The organism is Proteus sp. STS61-E (assembly GCF_040932335.1).
In the GTDB taxonomy this organism is placed as follows: Bacteria; Pseudomonadota; Gammaproteobacteria; order Enterobacterales; family Enterobacteriaceae; genus Proteus; species Proteus mirabilis_B.
The window spans coordinates 202337-220822 of record NZ_JBFQGE010000003.1 but is presented as its reverse complement, the minus strand read 5'-3'; the positions used below and the strand labels follow the sequence as shown (position 1 = coordinate 220822).

At 40.2% G+C, this 18486-nt stretch carries 15 protein-coding genes and 1 tRNA gene; 5 read left to right on the top strand and 11 right to left on the bottom strand.

The features are described from left to right. Positions 1-2: 2 nt before the first annotated feature. The 6 genes from AB4J89_RS09290 to efp all read right to left on the bottom strand — a co-directional run bounded on the left by AB4J89_RS09290 (position 3) and on the right by efp (position 7555). The gene (locus AB4J89_RS09290) at positions 3-1454 is read right to left on the bottom strand and encodes a hydrogenase 4 subunit D (RefSeq protein ID WP_088494542.1); all 1452 of its coding nucleotides are present in this window, start codon (positions 1452-1454) and stop codon (positions 3-5) included. A gap of 6 nt (positions 1455-1460) precedes the next feature. Then, positions 1461-2411 (bottom strand): respiratory chain complex I subunit 1 family protein, encoded by a 951-nt coding sequence (locus tag AB4J89_RS09285; protein WP_006536164.1) that lies wholly within the window; start codon positions 2409-2411, stop codon positions 1461-1463. Positions 2412-2423: 12 nt separating this feature from the next. Continuing rightward, a complete protein-coding gene (gene hyfB, locus AB4J89_RS09280) occupies positions 2424-4439 on the bottom strand; it encodes a hydrogenase 4 subunit B (RefSeq protein ID WP_088494541.1) in 2016 nt (671 codons plus the stop codon). Between the two features lies 1 nt (position 4440). Next, positions 4441-5061, bottom strand: a complete 621-nt coding sequence (locus AB4J89_RS09275) for a 4Fe-4S dicluster domain-containing protein (RefSeq protein ID WP_075673437.1) — start codon at positions 5059-5061, stop codon at positions 4441-4443. Between the two features lie 321 nt (positions 5062-5382). After that, complete coding sequence (locus AB4J89_RS09270) at positions 5383-6279, bottom strand: pirin family protein (RefSeq protein WP_311755269.1); 897 nt, start codon at positions 6277-6279, stop codon at positions 5383-5385. Between the two features lie 709 nt (positions 6280-6988). After that, a complete protein-coding gene (gene efp, locus AB4J89_RS09265; protein ID WP_088494539.1) occupies positions 6989-7555 on the bottom strand; it encodes an elongation factor P in 567 nt (188 codons plus the stop codon). Between the two features lie 44 nt (positions 7556-7599). Here efp and epmB point away from each other — a divergent pair, with 44 nt between their 5' ends. Then, complete coding sequence (gene epmB, locus AB4J89_RS09260) at positions 7600-8628, top strand: EF-P beta-lysylation protein EpmB (protein WP_088494538.1); 1029 nt, start codon at positions 7600-7602, stop codon at positions 8626-8628. A 107-nt stretch (positions 8629-8735) separates the two neighbouring features. On the opposite strand, the gene AB4J89_RS09255 is transcribed toward epmB, so the two are convergent. From AB4J89_RS09255 to AB4J89_RS09235, 5 genes are all read right to left on the bottom strand, one after another. After that, complete coding sequence (locus AB4J89_RS09255; protein WP_023582946.1) at positions 8736-9080, bottom strand: DUF4156 domain-containing protein; 345 nt, start codon at positions 9078-9080, stop codon at positions 8736-8738. 324 nt (positions 9081-9404) lie between these two features. Continuing rightward, positions 9405-11036 (bottom strand): Na+/H+ antiporter, encoded by a 1632-nt coding sequence (locus tag AB4J89_RS09250; protein ID WP_311755268.1) that lies wholly within the window; start codon positions 11034-11036, stop codon positions 9405-9407. 189 nt (positions 11037-11225) lie between these two features. Continuing rightward, positions 11226-12872 carry a chaperonin GroEL gene (gene groL, locus AB4J89_RS09245; protein WP_088494536.1) on the bottom strand — a complete coding sequence of 549 codons (1647 nt, stop codon included), beginning with the start codon at positions 12870-12872 and terminating at the stop codon, positions 11226-11228. A 52-nt stretch (positions 12873-12924) separates the two neighbouring features. Then, the gene (locus tag AB4J89_RS09240; RefSeq protein ID WP_036914050.1) at positions 12925-13218 is read right to left on the bottom strand and encodes a co-chaperone GroES; all 294 of its coding nucleotides are present in this window, start codon (positions 13216-13218) and stop codon (positions 12925-12927) included. A gap of 169 nt (positions 13219-13387) precedes the next feature. Further along, positions 13388-13894, bottom strand: a complete 507-nt coding sequence (locus AB4J89_RS09235) for an FxsA family protein (protein WP_088494535.1) — start codon at positions 13892-13894, stop codon at positions 13388-13390. 373 nt (positions 13895-14267) lie between these two features. Between AB4J89_RS09235 and aspA the strand changes: the two genes are divergently transcribed. From aspA to AB4J89_RS09215, 4 genes are all read left to right on the top strand, one after another. Further along, positions 14268-15692: an aspartate ammonia-lyase gene (gene aspA / locus AB4J89_RS09230; RefSeq protein WP_088494534.1), complete on the top strand. Its 1425-nt coding sequence runs from the start codon at positions 14268-14270 to the stop codon at positions 15690-15692. Between the two features lie 158 nt (positions 15693-15850). Beyond that, a complete protein-coding gene (locus AB4J89_RS09225; protein ID WP_088494533.1) occupies positions 15851-17176 on the top strand; it encodes an anaerobic C4-dicarboxylate transporter in 1326 nt (441 codons plus the stop codon). 184 nt (positions 17177-17360) lie between these two features. Next, positions 17361-17933: a transcriptional regulator gene (locus AB4J89_RS09220; protein ID WP_368469007.1), complete on the top strand. Its 573-nt coding sequence runs from the start codon at positions 17361-17363 to the stop codon at positions 17931-17933. 296 nt (positions 17934-18229) lie between these two features. Then, positions 18230-18305 (top strand) — tRNA-Phe (locus AB4J89_RS09215). Positions 18306-18486: the final 181 nt, after the last annotated feature.

Here is an 18486-nt window from a genome sequence, read left to right as displayed (position 1 = left end):
CCTTATCCTAGCCAAGTGACTGCGATAACACTGGATGCAAAGGACATAACAATCAGTATTCCAATCACAATTTGCATTGCCATAGGAACAGGTTGCCCTTGTGCAACTTCTGTACTTGGTTTGCCAGGAACAACACGACCAAACCAGTAGATAAACCAAGTGAAGCTAGCAACAGATTCAATCAGTACTAGCACCATAATTGGTGTCATCACCCAGAAAACACTCGACAGTTCAAAACCTGCGGCAAAAATTGGGAATTTACTAAAGAAACCATTCATTGGTGGAACACCTGCAATTGCCAGCGCGGCAACACAGAAACCGACACCCAATAATGGATATTTGTTAATTAACCCTTTTAAGCGAGGCAACATACGAGTACCACAGCTATAACTCAGCGCACCTGCAACTAAGAAGAACAAACTTTTAGCGAAGGCATGGTTAAAGATATAAGCGATACCGCCTTCAAACGCTTCGCGCGGTCCAAAGATAGAAATAGATAATGCAAGGAAGATATAAGAGAGCTGAGTGATGGTTGACCATGCTAACAGGCGTTTCATATCTTTTTGTGGCAGATACATCATAAAGCCATAAATCAACGTGATAACCGCCATGGTAATACCCACCCAACCAATAAGATGAGGGACATCACCATCTGCTGACATAATCGCACGAGCAAAGATGTAAACACCGACTTTTACCATTGACGCTGCGTGTAAGTAAGCACTAACAGGAGTTGGTGCTTCCATTGCATCAGGTAACCAAGCTTGCAGTGGTAATTGAGCTGATTTACCCCAAGCAGCAAAGAGAATTCCACCAAACACAATCAGTTTGGTTGGTTCATCTAAGGTTGCAATTGCAGTTAACTCAAAGGTACCCGTACTCACAAACAAGGTTGCTGCCGCAAGATAAAGACCGATTGAAGCAACGTGAGTTATCAACAACGCTTTCATTGCTGAGCGGAGCGATTTTTCAGATTGGTAGTAACCGATTAATCCCCAAGAACATCCCCCTGTGATTTCGAAAAACAGGAGTTGACCTAAAATAGTCGATGAAAGGACTAATCCCGCCATTGCACCAATAAAAATCAGTAAAAAGGCATAATAGCGACGAGTACCATCATGTGGATGCTCACGGTTGCCATTGGTCAGATAGCCAGTAGAGTAAAAACTCACTAACAATCCTAAGAACACAACAGCGAAAGCAATCAATGTACTGACACGGTCAATGGTAAAACCAAAGAGCGCAACATCACCATATTGTACTAGCGTAATTGTGGTATCGACTTTACCTTCAGCGAGGAACTGCCAACCTAAAACAACCGTTCCTAATGTGGCTAATAAAGCGAACAGTGTACATAACCACTTCGCCATCCGATTTGGCATTAAGGACGTAATCAACGCCCCCGCAAATGGGATGAGTAAGGTCGCAAGAGCTATATTTTCCATTGTAATCATCGCTCCTTATAGACCGGTTAAATAGAAAACAAGAGCCAGTGCCGCAACACCGAATCCTAACCATGTCACATGGTGAGTCAGTAAGAAGCGACCACGCGCTAAACTGTTTTCAACCAATGACGCTAATACAAACACTACTAACAATTTCACTGCCATTAAAACTAGCGCAATGATCAATGCAATAAAGGTGAATTCTGTTGCTTTACCGAAAGGAATAAAGATGGCTAAGAACAGTTCAGCCACAACCACTTGTTTTAAACCAAGACCCAGTTTTACCATTGCAAAACCAGAGCCTGAATACTCAGTTAATGGCCCTTCTTGTAACTCTTGCTCAGCTTCCGCAACATCGAATGGCATTTTGCCCATTTCGATAAATGCGGCAAAAGCACAAGCTAATAGCGCTAACAGTGTGGCAGTTGGTGATACCCAACCTTGAGCAAGTGTTGCACTGATAGTGCCGACGTTGGTTGAACCCACAATTAAAGCCACCACAATCAGTGATAACACTAAGATTGGCTCAACTAACACACCCAGTGTTAATTCACGGCTAGCACCAATACCCGCAAATGGGCTTCCTGAATCCAAACCAGATAAAGAGAAGAAGAAACGATAAAGTGCAAACAAATAAATCAGTGCGATAAGATCCGCTGCACCCGCAAACAGTGACGTTGCAGTAAAGACGGGCAGCGCCATAGCAACCACTAACATACTTCCGAGTAATACATATGGCATCACTTGGAAGATCACACCAGATTGCTCAGGCGCTACTGATTGACGTTTAAATAACTTAAAGATATCTCGATAATCTTGCAGAATTCCGGGGCCTTGACGAGAGTGCATCTTGGCGCGAATTGTGCGCGAAATACCTGTACATAATGGGGTTATCGCCAGCAAAAAGAGTGCTTGTATAAGTGCGAATATTCCCATCATTAACGTAGGTGCTTCTTGGAAAGTCATAAGTCCCTCTCCTTACGCTGCGATGACTAAAAGCAAGATGACCAGCGCTGCGACAACGTATAGACAATAGAGTCTGAAATCCCCACCTTGTAGGCATTGGATACGTTTTGCAAAGCGTTGGATACCACGAACCAGAGGATAAATAATGCGTTCATCCCAAAATGGTTCGACCTTTTCAGCACCGAGCTGTGTTTTATTAAAACCACGAGACAGCAATGGAGATGGATCAAGTTGTTTACGCATACGATAAAGTGGTGCAAACATGCTACGTAATGCTTGAGTAAAGCCACCTGCTGACACTGCCATGTCTTTTTCCCACACATAACCACACGCCCAAGGATTACCTTTGCGACGAAACGCAGGTTGATTGCCTTTCAGACCGAGGTAAATCAGGAATGGAATAAGCGGTAGAGCAATTAATAAAACAAATGTTAATGCTGGAGAGAACATTGCTTGCGATGCAGCATCAGGAACAAGCATGGAGCCTTGAGCCACAGTTAATGCGCTGGTTTCGCTAAGAGACATTGCAATATTTGCAATAATTGGTGCGACAAAAGCAGCACCCACACCTAACACAACACAGAAAAGGGCTAATAAACCCATCGCAATCGTCATTGGTAATGGTACTTCTTTTGCTTTTGTTGCTTGCTCACTACGAGGGCCACCACAGAAGCTAACACCATAGACTTTAACGAAACACATTGCCGCTAATGCCCCTGTAATTGCCAACATAATAATGGCAATAGGACCACTTAAGCGCATCACAAAGTTACCTTCGTGACTCATCGTGAATAGAGATTGATAGGTATACCATTCGCTCACAAAACCGTTTAATGGTGGTAACGCGGAAATCGCCATACAACCAATTAAAAATGCTGTTGCAGTGTAAGGCATCAGTTTGGCTAACCCACCCATTTTATCCATATCACGAGTGTGAATTTGGTTAATAATGGCACCAGCACCTAGGAATAATAATCCTTTGAACACCGCATGGTTTAATAAGTGATATAGAGCACCTAACAGGCCAAGTGCAGCAATAACAGGATGGTCTGTTGCCATTCCTACCATACCTACACCAACACCCATTAAGATGATGCCGATATTTTCAACGGTATGCCATGCAAGTAAACGTTTTAAATCGTGCTCTGCTAATGCGTACATAACACCCAGTACAGAAGAAACTGCACCGAATGCGAGGACAACAATTCCCCACCACATTTCTGTTGCACCCAGTAAATCGATACCCACTTTGATTATCCCGAAGATACCAATTTTGACCATCACACCTGACATTAATGCCGATGCATGTGAAGGTGCTGCGGGGTGAGCTTTTGGTAACCAACTGTGTAATGGCAACATACCGGCTTTGGCACCAAAACCAAAAAAGCCCAGTAAGAACACCACAGAGGCCATTGCAGGAGAAAGAGAAAGTTGACGGAATGAATCAAAATCTAGGCTACCACTTTCACGCCACATCAAGAAGAAGGCAATCATGATTAACACGGAGCCTGCGTGAGCGATAAAGAAGTAAAGTAGACCTGCGTGAATAGATTCGTCATCTTGGTCAGCAATAACTAAGAACCAAGAAGCCAGTGACATCATTTCGAATAGGATAATAAAGTAGAACGCATTATCCATCACGACTAAGCCAACCATAGAAGCAATAAACAGATTCATAAAGAATCCCATGCTCCAAGCGCCACGTCCTTTATATTCTTGTACATAAGCAAGAGAATAAAGCGCACACACGCTGACCAGTAATGAAATGACGAACACCATAAACGCGCCTAACATATCCATACGCACCACGAAGGCGGCAAAATCGAAAGGCCCTGCGGCAGTAAAAGTCGCGATTTCACCACCAAAAATAACCGGTAATGCACTTAAAATACCTAAGACACCACCAATGATTGCGCTGATCCCTGAAATAAGGATTGCCAACCCTTCCTGTTTTTTTAAAAACAGTGCAATAACGCCACCAACAACATACAGGATGACTGACCACAGCAGTAACTGAAGAGGTTCCATATTACTTCCGCTCCTGTGTCAAAGTAGATAAATCGTCAAGACTGGTAATTGGTTCCATCACTGAGCCTAAGCGACGCGTTTTCATCTGCTCTTCAAGTTTGTCTTCTTCAACTAAATGCAATGCATCGGTTGGACATACGTTGACACAAGCAGGGCCTTCATCTGAGAAAGCACATAAATCGCATTTCACTGCGATTGCGCGGACACCCACATTCCATGCAAGGAATGGGTTGGTTGTTGGAAGGCTTGCTGGTACATCAGCCAACATTTCTTCAGGCACAAAGTGTTCAAAAACAGCCGGTAAGTTAACGGGTTTACTGCCTGATGGTGTAATTGCACCAAAAGGACAAACCAGACCACACAACTTACAGCCAATACACAGGCTCTCATTAAGAAAGATCATATTATCTTCATGAGTGATGGCATTGACTGGGCACACGCGAGCACAAGGAGCATCCTCACAGTGCCGACAAAGCATCGGTGCTGTCTGATCCTCCACTTTTACCACTGTAAGACGCGGATGCGCCTGTAAACCCACAGCTTGGTGAACTTCTGAACAAGCTGCCATACAGGTATTACACCCTATGCATCGTTGTGGCTCTGCAATTACAAAGCGATTCATTCGCCACATCCTCCGAGAAAAACGTTTAACAGCATTACTGTCGTCAATTTTTCTTTAGATAAAGCATATTTCATGCCAAGAGAGGATTTAAATTATTTGCCATAAAAATCAATTGGATAGAAATAAAGAGAGGGACTAAGAATGACGTGTCGACAATAATGACGTTGACAGTAAGAGGTGTGTTCTAAACAACAATTTCGTCGTCACTATGATGAAGTATCAAAAATGGTGGAGTACAAAGAAAAAAATAGCTGAATTATATTTAGATAACTCAGCTAAGTTTAAACGCGTAATATTAAGACTTACCTTTATAACATAGGATTAAGGCATTAAAGGTGATACCAGCGGTGTTCTTTCATCATTAACCACTTTACCAAAACGCTCACTGCCTGCATTCCAATCGGTAATTGCTTGCTGAATTTCCTCTTTGCTACGACCAATAAAATTCCACCACATCAAAATTTTTTCATTTAAAGGTTCACCACCTAAAAAGAGAATTTGGGCATTATCACTAAGTTCAATCGTTAATGACTCTGGGTTTTGTATCCCAATATAAGCAAGTTCATTCGCAGCAAAGGTTTCCCCTTCTATTATCATTTCTCCCGTTAAGACAAAAAGCCCATACTCATATTTAGGATTTAATGATAAAAGAATACGAGTGGCATGTTTTGCCATAATATCCATGCCAACCATGGGTAATAAACATAATACGGGAGAGTTCTGATTTTGATAATCACCAATTAATAATGTGAAATCAGCACCGTCGGCTTGCCATTTGGGTAGGTCAGGATAGTGATCAAAACGCGGTGGCATATTTCTTTTATCGTTTGGTAGCACTATCCATAATTGTGCCAGATGAACTTCTTTTTTATCACCGTGGCTATCTTCTGAATGGCTAATACCATGCCCTGCTGTCATTAAATTAACTTGTTGAGGACGAATAACTTGCTGAAAACCGAGACTATCACGATGTAATATTTCCCCATCTAACATCCAAGTAAAGGTTTGCAAGCCAATATGGGGATGTGGCGAAATGGCTAATTTATCGACAGAGTCATTAAAAACGGTGGGGCCTAAATGATCGAGAAAACACCACGGTCCAATTAAGCGTTGTTTTTTATCAGGTAAAGCACGATAAGTTTCAATCCCTCCAACATCACGGGTTTTAGAGGTAATACGTAATGGGGTATTTACTGCATCAGAGTGTTGATGTTCCATTGTTCACCTACTTTTGATTTATTGTTTTAAGTATTTTTTAGTGTAGCGAGCAAATGGCACTAGCTCAATCTTTGAAAAATAAATAAATTTTTTATTTATAATAAATAATTTTTAAATAGGATATTTAAAAAAATAGGTATAGAAACGTTATTTTTGGACACGTTAAAATATTTTAAAATAAAGAAATGAACAACAAATAGAAAGGATTAAATAGATAATAAAGTGTTTCTAAAAAAACAAAAGAGATATATCAAAGTAAATGTCTATATTGAAAGGGTTTCCCTAGTACAACTAAAATATAAAATAAAGATCAATAATATTACAGGATTAATGTTTTTATCTATACTCTTCAATATCTCTTAAAGGAAAGTCAAAATAACTTAAATAAATATTGCTGTGGATTATCTTTACCAAAACAACCTACACATTCATTCTAAGAAAATGGTTATTTTTTACCAATTCCAATATTGAATACGGCATTCTATTTTGGCATTAGATATAATGAAGGGATAAATAAATCAGAAACAAAATAATAACACAAAAAATTAAATAATGCAGTAATACAAATCACTCAAATTTTTAGAAAGAAAATACTGCCTATTAATCAATATTTATAAATTAAAATAAAAAAATACCGCAGATATTTAACATTATCTGCGGTAATTATTTATTGTGCATAACGTTGCACTCAGTAAAATAATCTACGCGATTATTTTACGCGCGATACGTATTCACCTGAACGAGTATCAACTTTGATAACTTCACCGATTTGTACAAACAGTGGAACTTTAACAACAGCACCAGTGCTTAATGTTGCTGGTTTACCACCTGTACCTGCGGTGTCACCTTTCAGGCCTGGATCAGTATCAACGATTTCTAATTCAACAAAGTTTGGTGGAACAACAGCGATAGGACGACCATCCCACAGTGTTACGATACACTCAGCTTGGTCGATCAGCCATTTAGCGTTTTCGCCAACAGCTTTCTCGTCTGCTGCTAATTGTTCGAAGGTTTCATTATTCATGAAATGCCAGAACTCACCGTCGTTGTACAGGTAAGTTAAGTTGATATCCATGACATCAGCACCATCTGCTGAATCAGTAGATTTAAATGTTTTTTCCAGTAATTTGTTAGAAATCAGTTTACGCAGACGCACACGAGCAAATGCCTGACCTTTACCTGGTTTAACAAATTCACATTCAGTAATGACGGCTGGCTCGCCATCTAACATGATTTTAAGACCTGAACGAAAATCGTTGGTATTATAAGAAGCCATGAATATCCTCTAACTTTTTTAATTTAAAATGGCATAGCCAAAAAATGGCACACATTGTAACTCATAATCACCCCACCAGAGAAGTCTGGTTAACACAACTCGCGCAGGCAATCAGTGATCCTGTTGAATTACTCCAACTTTTAGCGTTGGAACATCACGCTGATCTCCAAAAAGGGGCTCAGGCACGACGGCTTTTTCCGCTACGGGTTCCCCGTGAATTCGTTGCACGCATGAAAAAAGGCGATCCTAACGATCCATTACTTTTACAAGTATTAACTGCAAATGCTGAATTTACCATAACACCGGGATTTTCTACGGACCCGTTAGATGAGCAACAAAATGCGGTGCCAGGTTTATTACATAAATATCAGAATCGTGCATTGCTTCTGGTCAAAGGTGGTTGCGCTGTCAATTGTCGCTACTGTTTTCGTCGTCATTTTCCTTACGAAGATAACAAAGGAAACAAAGCGAATTGGCAAAAAGCAATTGAGTATATCAAAAATAACCCAAAACTCGATGAAATCATCTTCTCTGGGGGAGATCCCCTTATGGCGAAAGATGATGAGCTTGATTGGCTGATTACACAATTAGAGGCTATTCCTCATCTTAAGCGCTTACGTATCCATTCTCGTTTACCTGTGGTCATTCCAGCACGTGTCACTGATGCGCTATGTCAGCGCTTACAACAATCACGTTTGCAAAATATCATGGTACTGCATACCAATCACGCCAATGAGATTGATGATGCATTAAGAGAAGCCTGTGCAAAACTAAAAAATGCCAATGTCACTTTATTGAATCAAGGTGTGTTATTACGAGGTGTCAATGACAGTGCTGAAGTCCTTGCGGATTTAAGCCGTGCACTCTTTGATGCCGGTGTTATGCCGTATTACTTACACGTTCTAGATAAAGTACAAGGTGCTGCTCACTTTATGGTGCCAGACAGTGAAGCGAGAGAAATTATGAAAGCACTGATGAGCTTAGTTTCAGGTTATATGGTTCCCAAACTCACGCGTGAAATCGGTGGTGAACCGAGTAAAACATTGTTAGATCTTGGGTTACGCCAGCAATAATCAATGCCACAAAAACAAAAAAGCTGTAGCTCAGTTCAAATAGATGAAGTGACTACAGCTTTTTTATCTATTAGTAGACTAATAAATAGTGAATAAATTAAATGCCCTTATTGGCATTTATAAACTTGTCCACTCATTTTGCTATCTAATGGTGCAAAGCTATCAACAAAGCTACCTGCGCCAGTACCAACGTTAAAAATAACGTTACCACCCATTGCGGCTGCTTTGTTACGTAGATCGTTAGCAGCACCTCGCAGTGATTGGCTTTCAGTACGGGAACCTGATAACCAGTTATTCTGAACACCTGTCACTGTTCCTAATAATTGGCATTCACTGCCTGGTTGCGTATCAGTGATTTGTACCTGTGAGCCCGCAGTGCTTAATGTGTTTGTTGCAGAACAGCCTGCTAGTAACAACGCTGCAGCAGCTCCCAATAACAATTTAATTCGCATGATCCCCTCATTTATTTGAGTGTCCGTTTAGTCACGACAACAATATACCTTGTCATCCCTATTATGCGCAAAAATAAATCATCATTGCTATCTCACATTAGCCAATAGCCTTAAGATATTATTTTCGCTTTAAACTTATTTTAACGTACAAATTCAGCTTTGAGATAGACAAAGCAATAATGTCTCTATTCTACACCGCTTTTATGCTTTTAAAACGATCTGGCTTATTTTCGGTCTATACAGTGCGAGAATGAACACACAATTAGTTCATTTTTTAAAAATCTTCAGACAGCAAACCGCTATCTGAAGATAATATTGTCCAAATTAACTCAAATGATGATTCAGTGCTTCTTCTTTTAAATCCAACTCATGTCGTAAACGATGGTAAATATGTTCACTAATATGACGAGATTTGCGTAATTGTTGCAATGCATCTCGCTCAACTTTTAAAGCACTACGCGATAATTTACGTTCCATACTAAACAAGCGTTTAAGATCAAGTGCTCCTTCTTGCACGCTGTCTTCACTATCAAGGCGACGACTGTAGATTTCTAATAAATGAGAACCCGCTTCTATACGCAATGACATTTCATCGAGATCTTCACAAGGTTGATTCATCAATTCATTAATATGAGCAATCGCCGCTTCGTTTAACGCTAAACGAGTCCGAATTTCATCATCTTCATACGGTAAATCTTCTGATAGCCCTTTGGTTAAAATCGGCAACGCGATAGTTGCAATTAATAATGAACAGAGAATAACGCCCATGGCAATAAAGATAGCGAGATCACGGGTTGGGAAAGGTGAACCATCTGTCATTAATAAAGGAAGGGTTAAGATACCTGCTAGTGTAATTGCGCCTCGTACTCCTGCGGTTGCCATAATGGCCATTAAGCGTAGATCATGGCGAGATAAACGCTTATCAGGAGAGCGAAACACGGTCAGCGACATAGAGATCCACACCCATGTAAAACGTAATACGGCAAGCCCTATCGTAATAATGATGATATAACCTACCACCGCCCACGGATTAGTCGCGCCTGCTGATTGCGTCACTTCAGGTAACACTTTCCACATTGCAGGAAGTTGTTCACCTAATAAAATAAAGATCATCCCATTAAGTGCAACTTGAACAGTATCCCAAACCGCTTTACTTTGCATACGTGTAGCGGCTTGCATACGACCCACAATTTTTTCGTAGTGCATTGCAATACCAGCAACAACTGCGGCTAAGATCCCCGATACATGGAAATGCTCTGCCAATAAATAAGCAATAAATGGCATCAACAAGCTTATCAAGATTTGGATAGCCGGATCTTCACCAGTACGTTTAACCAAAAACTGATTTAATCGACCAATAACGCCCGCCACAATTAATCCAATTGCAGCACCACCTAAAGCCACAACTAAAAATTGTCCTGTCGCTGAAGCAATAGAAAAAGATCCCGTTAATGCAGCTGCAACAGCAAAACTAAAGCAGACTAAACCTGTCGCGTCATTAAGCAATGATTCGCCTTCTAAAATATGCGTCATACGCGAAGGAAGTGGCGAATTTACGGTCATAGCCGAAACTGAAACAGGATCGGTTGGTGACAAAATTGCCGCTAATGCAAAAGCAACCGCAAGTGAAATTGAAGGAATAAGCCAGTGAATAAAAAAGCCCATACCAATCACTGTCACTACGACTAAACCAATTGCCAGCGACATAATCGGTTTAATTTCTTGGAATAACGCCTCTTTGGGAATACGCCAACCATCTAAAAAGAGCAATGGAGGAATAAACAGGAATAAGAAAAGATGCGGATCGAAATCAACTTCAAAGCCAAAGATAGATAAACAAGCTCCGACAGCAATCTGGATCAAGGGTAAAGGAATTTTTTCTGACAGTAATCGAGAGATAAATACACTCACAATCACGGCAAAAAGAAAAATAAGCACGATGGCGACGACAGACATGGTGAACACCCCAATTTATTTAATTATTTTTTAAGCGATGCAGTAAAAACGATCTGTTGTCTAGTTGTAAAGAAATAAGTTGTTTCTAATTATATAAAAAATAAATTATTAGAGACTTCTGAAGTAAAAATGCATAAAAAAACCCGAGCCTAAGCTCGGGTTCTTCGTGCAAAACAGTTAGCTGATGAATTACATCATGCCGCCCATTCCACCCATGCCGCCCATACCACCAGCGCCACCTAAATCCATTTTGTCGTCTTTAGGTGAATCTGTGATCATCGCTTCTGTTGTGATCATCAGACCTGCGATAGATGCAGCAAATTGCAGTGCAGAACGAGTAACTTTAGTTGGATCTAAGATACCCATATCAATCATATCGCCGTAAACATCTGTTGCAGCGTTATAACCGTAGTTACCTTCACCTGCTTTCACGTTGTTTACAACAACAGATGGCTCTTCACCTGCGTTAGCAACGATTTGACGCATTGGGGATTCCATTGCACGTAATGCAACGCGGATACCTACTGTTTGTTCTTCGTTATCACCAACCATCTCACGCAGAGCGTTAGCAACACGAACCAGAGCAGTACCACCACCAGCAACAACGCCTTCTTCAACTGCTGCGCGAGTTGCGTGCAGAGCATCGTCAACACGAGCGCGTTTTTCTTTCATTTCAACTTCAGTTGCTGCACCGACTTTAATTACTGCAACACCGCCAGCTAATTTAGCAACGCGTTCTTGTAATTTTTCACGGTCATAATCTGAAGTTGCATCTTCGATTTGTTGACGGATTTGAGATACACGACCGCTAATTGCGTCTTGATCACCTAAACCATCAATAATCGTTGTTGTATCTTTGTTGATAACAACGCGTTTTGCTTGACCTAAGTCTTCTAATGTCGCTTTTTCTAACTCCATGCCGATTTCTTCAGAAATCACAGCACCGTTAGTTAATGTTGCAATATCTTGCAGCATTGCTTTACGACGATCACCAAAGCCTGGTGCTTTAACAGCAGCAACTTTAACGATACCACGCATGTTGTTCACAACTAATGTTGCCAGTGCTTCACCTTCAACATCTTCTGCAATGATAAGCAGAGGTTTGTTAGCTTTAGCAACGCCTTCTAATACAGGCAGTAATTCACGGATGTTAGAAACTTTTTTGTCAACTAACAGAATGAATGGGTTTTCTAATTCTGCTGTGCCCGTTTCAGGTTTGTTGATGAAGTAAGGAGACAGATAACCGCGGTCAAACTGCATACCTTCAACAACGTCTAGCTCATCTTCTAAGCCAGTACCTTCTTCAACGGTGATAACACCTTCTTTACCAACTTTATCCATCGCTTGCGCAATCAGAGTACCGACGGTTTCATCAGAGTTAGCAGAAATTGTACCAACCTGAGCAATCGCTTTAGTATCTGAACATGGAACAGACAGTTTTTTCAGTTCTTCGACTGCTGCAACAACGGCTTTATCGATACCGCGTTTCAGATCCATTGGGTTCATGCCAGCAGCAACTGCTTTTAAGCCTTCGGCAATGATTGATTGTGCTAATACTGTTGCAGTTGTAGTACCGTCACCTGCCGCATCATTGGCTTTAGAAGCAACTTCTTTCACCATCTGTGCGCCCATGTTCTCGAATTTATCTTCGAGTTCAATTTCACGTGCAACAGATACACCATCTTTAGTAATAACAGGTGCGCCGAAAGATTTATCTAAAACAACGTTACGACCTTTAGGGCCTAAAGTTACTTTAACTGCATCTGCAAGAACATTAACACCACGTAACATTTTATTACGAGCATCTACACCGAATTTGACGTCTTTAGCTGCCATCGTATATTTCCTTTGAATTCGTTCAGTTTAAGAAGATCTTAAAAGAGAAAAATTATTCTTCTACAATTGCTAAAATGTCGCTTTCAGACATGATAAGCACGTCTTCGTTATCAATTTTTTCTGTTTTAACGCCATAACCGTCGTTAAAAATTACGATATCGCCAACTTTAACATCCAGCGGTTTAACGTCGCCGTTTTCCATAATACGGCCTTGACCTACGGCTAAAATTTCGCCACGAGTAGATTTACCCGCCGCTGTGCCAGTCAGTACGATACCGCCTGCTGATTTAGCTTCGACTTCTTTACGTTTAACAATAACACGGTCATGTAATGGACGAATCTTCATTAATAGTGCTCCTATAAAAAAGTCCATATCAGGATTAAGGTTGATACCAGTGCCCAAGATGAACCAGTACCATGACGATACAGGTGGGGGCATCCGGTAAAACTTCAAGGGGAGAAGTGTGATTTTTTTTCAAATTTTCCCCATTTCAGTTGATTATGCTTTGGGCTAATTATTTTTTGTCAGAAAAATGGTCGTTATCCTGATCTTCAGCCTTATTATTCAGCTGGTTACTCGGTGAATCCTCTTTACGCTGAAACTCGCCTTCGAATGTTGTTCCATTCTGATTAGAAGAAAATCCACTTTGACCATGACCTGCTGAATAAATTTGAATTCGAGAGATCAGTTTCGTCACTAATAGCGCTTGCAATGGTGGTAATAACAACAGCAAGCCCAAGAAATCCGTAAAGAAGCCGGGGATCAACAATAAAATACCCGCCAATATTAACGAAACGCTTTTCACCATTTCAGCTGCGGGGACTTCACCTACTGCGAGTTTTTGTTGCATTGAAGCAATATTTTTTACGCCCTGATTTTTTACCAGTGAGACACCAACACAAGAAGTCAGCACCACAAGGAATAGTGTTGTAAGAACGCCAATAGAAGATGCCACATTGACGAAAATAACAGCTTCTATATAGATAAGAAGGCAGATAATAATTAATGGGAGCCAACGCACTTGGTTCTCCTTTTTATAAAAAAGATTCATATTATTAATAGAAAGGAGTGTGAACTACATCTAAGGTGATGGTTTACAAACTCGCTTTTTCTTAGTTTATCTACATAATAATGGGGAGCCTAACACTCCTTTTCAAGGGGCGTTAAAAAGAGAAGTAGAACTGTAAAATCCATGAGATAGATCACAAAAAGAAAATATTTAAACGTTATTTACTTATAAAGTGATCCAGCTTAAAGGTATTTGTTCACAACCCGAATATGATCGTGTCAGTACCAAGCAAAACGGTAAGTTATATTACATTATTAACCGTTAACGATATATTTTATTAACAAGCGCATAACTAGACAGTTAAAATTTTAATAAGAAGGTTCTCATGTCAAATAAAACTCGTATCGAAGAAGACCTGTTAGGTAAAAGAGAAGTTCCTGCTGATGCTTATTACGGCGTCCACACTTTACGTGCTATTGAAAACTTCTACATCAGTGATCGTACCATCAATGATGTTCCAGAATTCATCCGCGGTATGGTAATGGTGAAAAAAGCTGCTGCATTAGCAAACAAAGAACTTCACACTATTCCTCGCGAAATCGCTGATACGATTATCAAAGCCTGTGACGTAGTATTAGAAACAGGTAAACACATGGATCAATTCCCAGTTGATGTATTCCAAGGCGGTGCTGGTACTTCATTAAATATGAATACCAATGAAGTTATCGCAAACATCGGTCTGGAATTAATGGGCCACCAAAAAGGTGAATACCAATACCTGAACCCGAATGACCACGTCAATAAGAGCCAATCAACAAACGACGCTTATCCTTGTGGCTTCCGTGTAGCGGTTTATAACTCTGTTATCAAATTAACTGAATCTATCGAACTGCTGAAAGCAGGTTTTGATAGAAAAGCGGTTGAGTTCAAAGACATCCTGAAAATGGGTCGTACTCAATTACAAGATGCTGTACCAATGACTTTAGGTCAAGAATTCCACGCTTTCTCTGTACTGATGAAAGAAGAAATCAAAAACCTAAAACGCACTGCTGAGTTATTGTTAGAAATGAACTTAGGTGCAACAGCTATCGGTACTGGTCTGAATACAGCGCCTGGTTACCAAGAACTATCTGTTAAAAAATTAGCAGAAGTTACTGGTTTAGCGTGTGTTCCAGCAGAAGACTTAATTGAAGCAACTTCTGACTGTGGTGCTTATGTGATGGTTCACGGCGCATTAAAACGCTTAGCTGTGAAAATGTCTAAAATCTGTAATGACTTACGTTTACTGTCCTCTGGTCCTCGTGCAGGTCTGAAAGAAATTAATCTTCCAGAACTACAAGCAGGCTCTTCAATCATGCCAGCAAAAGTAAACCCAGTAATTCCAGAAGTTGTTAACCAAGCTTGCTTTAAAGTTATCGGTAATGACACTTGTGTGACTATGGCTGCTGAAGCAGGTCAATTACAATTAAACGTAATGGAACCAGCAATCGGTCAAGCAATGTTCGAATCAATATCTCTATTAAGCAACGCTTGCCGTAACTTAGTAGAAAAATGTGTTGATGGTATCACTGCGAATAAAGAAATCTGTGAACACTTCGTATTCAACTCAATCGGTATCGTTACTTATCTGAACCCATTCATCGGTCACCATAACGGCGACATCGTTGGTAAGATTTGTGCTGAAACAGGTAAGAGTGTACGTGAAGTTGTTCTAGAACGCGGTTTATTAACCGAAGAACAACTGGATGATATCTTCTCTGTTGAGAACTTAAAAAACCCGGCTTACAAAGCAAAACGCTTCGATGATTAATAATTGTGTTTTATAACATGACACTGTTAAACATAAGAATGAGCTCTTAAAAACACAAGGCACGGACTCTTTAAGAGACGTGCCTTTTTACTTGATTGTAAAAACAAAAATTTAACTTATTTTTCTCATTTTTTTAATTATCTCAAGGAGTAAACGCTATGTTAGCCGTAGAATTGATTATCGTTCTGCTGGCCATTTTCCTCGGTGCGAGACTTGGGGGAATTGGTATCGGGTTTGCCGGTGGTTTAGGGGTTTTAGTTTTAGCTGCTATCGGTGTTAAACCTGGTTCAATCCCTTTTGATGTTATCTCCATCATTATGGCTGTTATTGCCGCAATCTCTGCAATGCAGGTTGCTGGTGGTTTGGATTACCTTGTTGGCCAAACTGAAAAACTGTTAAGACGTAATCCAAAATACATCACAATTCTTGCGCCAATTGTGACTTATTTCTTAACTCTATTTGCAGGTACAGGGAACATCTCTTTAGCAACACTGCCAGTTATCGCTGAAGTTGCAAAAGAACAAGGCATCAAACCTTGCCGTCCTTTATCAACTGGTGTTGTTGCAGCTCAAATCGGTATTACTGCATCTCCAATCTCTGCTGCTGTTGTTTACATGGCATCTGTCATGGAAAACCCAGCAATGGTCGGTGAAGGTAATACAGTAAGCTACATCACTCTGCTGTCTATCTTATTACCAGCGACTTTCCTTGCAATCATTCTGATGTCATTCATCGTGTCTTGGGTATTTAACTCAAAACTGTCTGATGATGCTGTCTATCGTGAGCGTTTAGAACAAGGTCTGGTTGAATTACGTGGTAGCCAAGCGCGTAGAGAAACATTACCGGGTGCTAAATCATCTGTAATGCTGTTCTTATTGGGTGTTATCTGCGTTGTTACTTATGCAATCATCAATAGCCCAAGCTTAGGTATCGTGAAAGAACCGTTAATGAACACCACTAACGCTATTCTTATCATCATGCTGAGTGTTGCAACTCTTATCACTGTTTTCTGTAAAGTTAAAACTGACACCATCCTCAACTCAAGTACCTTTAAAGCAGGTATGAGTGCATGTATTTGTATTCTGGGTGTTGCATGGTTAGGTGATACTTTCGTTTCAAGCAACATCGATTGGATCAAACTGACTGCGGGTGACTTAATCACTGGCCATCCTTGGTTATTAGCGGTTATCTTCTTCTTCTGTTCTGCTCTGTTATATTCTCAAGCAGCAACAGCAAAAGCGTTAATGCCAATGGCTTTAGCATTAGGTGTATCTCCATTAACTGCGATTGCATCTTTCTCTGCGGTTTCTGGTCTGTTCATTCTGCCAACGTACCCAACACTGGTTGCTGCGGTTCAAATGGATGACACAGGTACAACTCGTATTGGTAAATTAGTCTTCAACCACCCATTCTTTATCCCAGGTACTATTGGTGTGGTATTAGCTGTCGGATTTGGTTTCCTCTTCGGCGGTATGATCCTGTAGTTTGAAGTAAAAAATTAAAACATTGCAAAAAAGCGCCTAGCGCTTACAAGAAATAAAAAAACAAGAAAATACCCCGTCGCAAGATGGGGTATTTTCATTTTAGCCTGTCGCTCCTTGCTTTCATTTTTAGCTAAAGTCTGCTAATTATGATGTTCTCGCGACAACGTGATTTAAGGAGATTTCCGTGCAACGTGAAGCGTTATTAGACCACGTACTTATCCAGTTAGAGCAATACGGCTTAGCAGCAACCTTACCTGAGCTTATTCAAGATTCTGGTATCAATGAATCTGATCTTCACCCTTTCTGGCCAGATAGAGACGCCTTGATTTTTGATTGTCTTCGTCACCACGGACAGCAAATTGATATTTGGCAACGCCAAGTCATGCTAGATGAAGAACTGACTATCGAACAAAAATTACTGGCTCGTTATGATCAACTGGCGATGCGTTTAGAGAAAAATCGTTTTCCCGGTTGTCTATTCGTAGCGGCTTGTAGCGCATATCCTGATGAGCACTCTCAAATTCATCAATTAAGCCAACGTCAAAAGCAAAGCTCATTTGATTACTCTAGAACACTACTACGCGAGCTTGATATCGAAGATAGTGAGTTAGTTGCCAAACAGATGGAACTCATCTTAGAAGGCTGCTTAAGCCGGTTAATGGTGAATCATCATACTGATGATATTATTACAGCAAAATTATTGGCAGAAGATATTCTCAAGATTGCTCAATGCCGTAAAAATGGTGCACTAAGTTAGTTTTGAGTGTTGGAAAACGAAAGAAATGAGTTATTTTTTCGCTTGTACTCAATTTCTCTCTGTTGAGTAGTGAAAAATAAATTAAATCATCAAAAAAAGAGAAAATTTTCACTTTGATATGCAAAAAAGTGAATATCTTTACTGATTGTTATTTAAGCATTTTTTACTTAAAAATTGCTTATGATGAAAATTTAAACTCGAATAGAATAAAAAGAAAGCAAACAAACTTATTTTTGCATTTTTTATTAAAAAGACGTTGACGCATCACGCTGAATACGGTTTAATGCGCCTCGTTAGCCCGAATAGCTCAGTCGGTAGAGCAGGGGATTGAAAATCCCCGTGTCCTTGGTTCGATTCCGAGTTCGGGCACCATCTTTAGAAAAACCAGCCTTAGGGCTGGTTTTTTTGCTTTCTAGCGGTTTGAAAATCATTCTTTTATATCTTAGCTATTTTCTTTTCTTATATATTTAACAACACTGACGTAATCTCACATCAATTCATACATTAAAAACATAGCCGTATTCATAGATTTTCAATTAATTTTAGAGCAAAA

What these genes read in the sequence shown, in the direction of transcription:
- AB4J89_RS09240 (WP_036914050.1), bottom strand. Translation starts at nt 13,218, where the DNA reads ATGAAGATTCGTCCATTACATGACCGTGTTATTGTTAAACGTAAAGAA.
- AB4J89_RS09275 (WP_075673437.1), bottom strand. Translation starts at nt 5,061, where the DNA reads ATGAATCGCTTTGTAATTGCAGAGCCACAACGATGCATAGGGTGTAAT.
- AB4J89_RS09270 (WP_311755269.1), bottom strand. Translation starts at nt 6,279, where the DNA reads ATGGAACATCAACACTCTGATGCAGTAAATACCCCATTACGTATTACC.
- groL (WP_088494536.1), bottom strand. Translation starts at nt 12,872, where the DNA reads ATGGCAGCTAAAGACGTCAAATTCGGTGTAGATGCTCGTAATAAAATG.
- aspA (WP_088494534.1), top strand. Translation starts at nt 14,268, where the DNA reads ATGTCAAATAAAACTCGTATCGAAGAAGACCTGTTAGGTAAAAGAGAA.
- epmB (WP_088494538.1), top strand. Translation starts at nt 7,600, where the DNA reads ATGGCACACATTGTAACTCATAATCACCCCACCAGAGAAGTCTGGTTA.
- AB4J89_RS09290 (WP_088494542.1), bottom strand. Translation starts at nt 1,454, where the DNA reads ATGATTACAATGGAAAATATAGCTCTTGCGACCTTACTCATCCCATTT.
- hyfB (WP_088494541.1), bottom strand. Translation starts at nt 4,439, where the DNA reads ATGGAACCTCTTCAGTTACTGCTGTGGTCAGTCATCCTGTATGTTGTT.
- AB4J89_RS09285 (WP_006536164.1), bottom strand. Translation starts at nt 2,411, where the DNA reads ATGACTTTCCAAGAAGCACCTACGTTAATGATGGGAATATTCGCACTT.
- AB4J89_RS09255 (WP_023582946.1), bottom strand. Translation starts at nt 9,080, where the DNA reads ATGCGAATTAAATTGTTATTGGGAGCTGCTGCAGCGTTGTTACTAGCA.
- AB4J89_RS09225 (WP_088494533.1), top strand. Translation starts at nt 15,851, where the DNA reads ATGTTAGCCGTAGAATTGATTATCGTTCTGCTGGCCATTTTCCTCGGT.
- efp (WP_088494539.1), bottom strand. Translation starts at nt 7,555, where the DNA reads ATGGCTTCTTATAATACCAACGATTTTCGTTCAGGTCTTAAAATCATG.
- AB4J89_RS09250 (WP_311755268.1), bottom strand. Translation starts at nt 11,036, where the DNA reads ATGTCTGTCGTCGCCATCGTGCTTATTTTTCTTTTTGCCGTGATTGTG.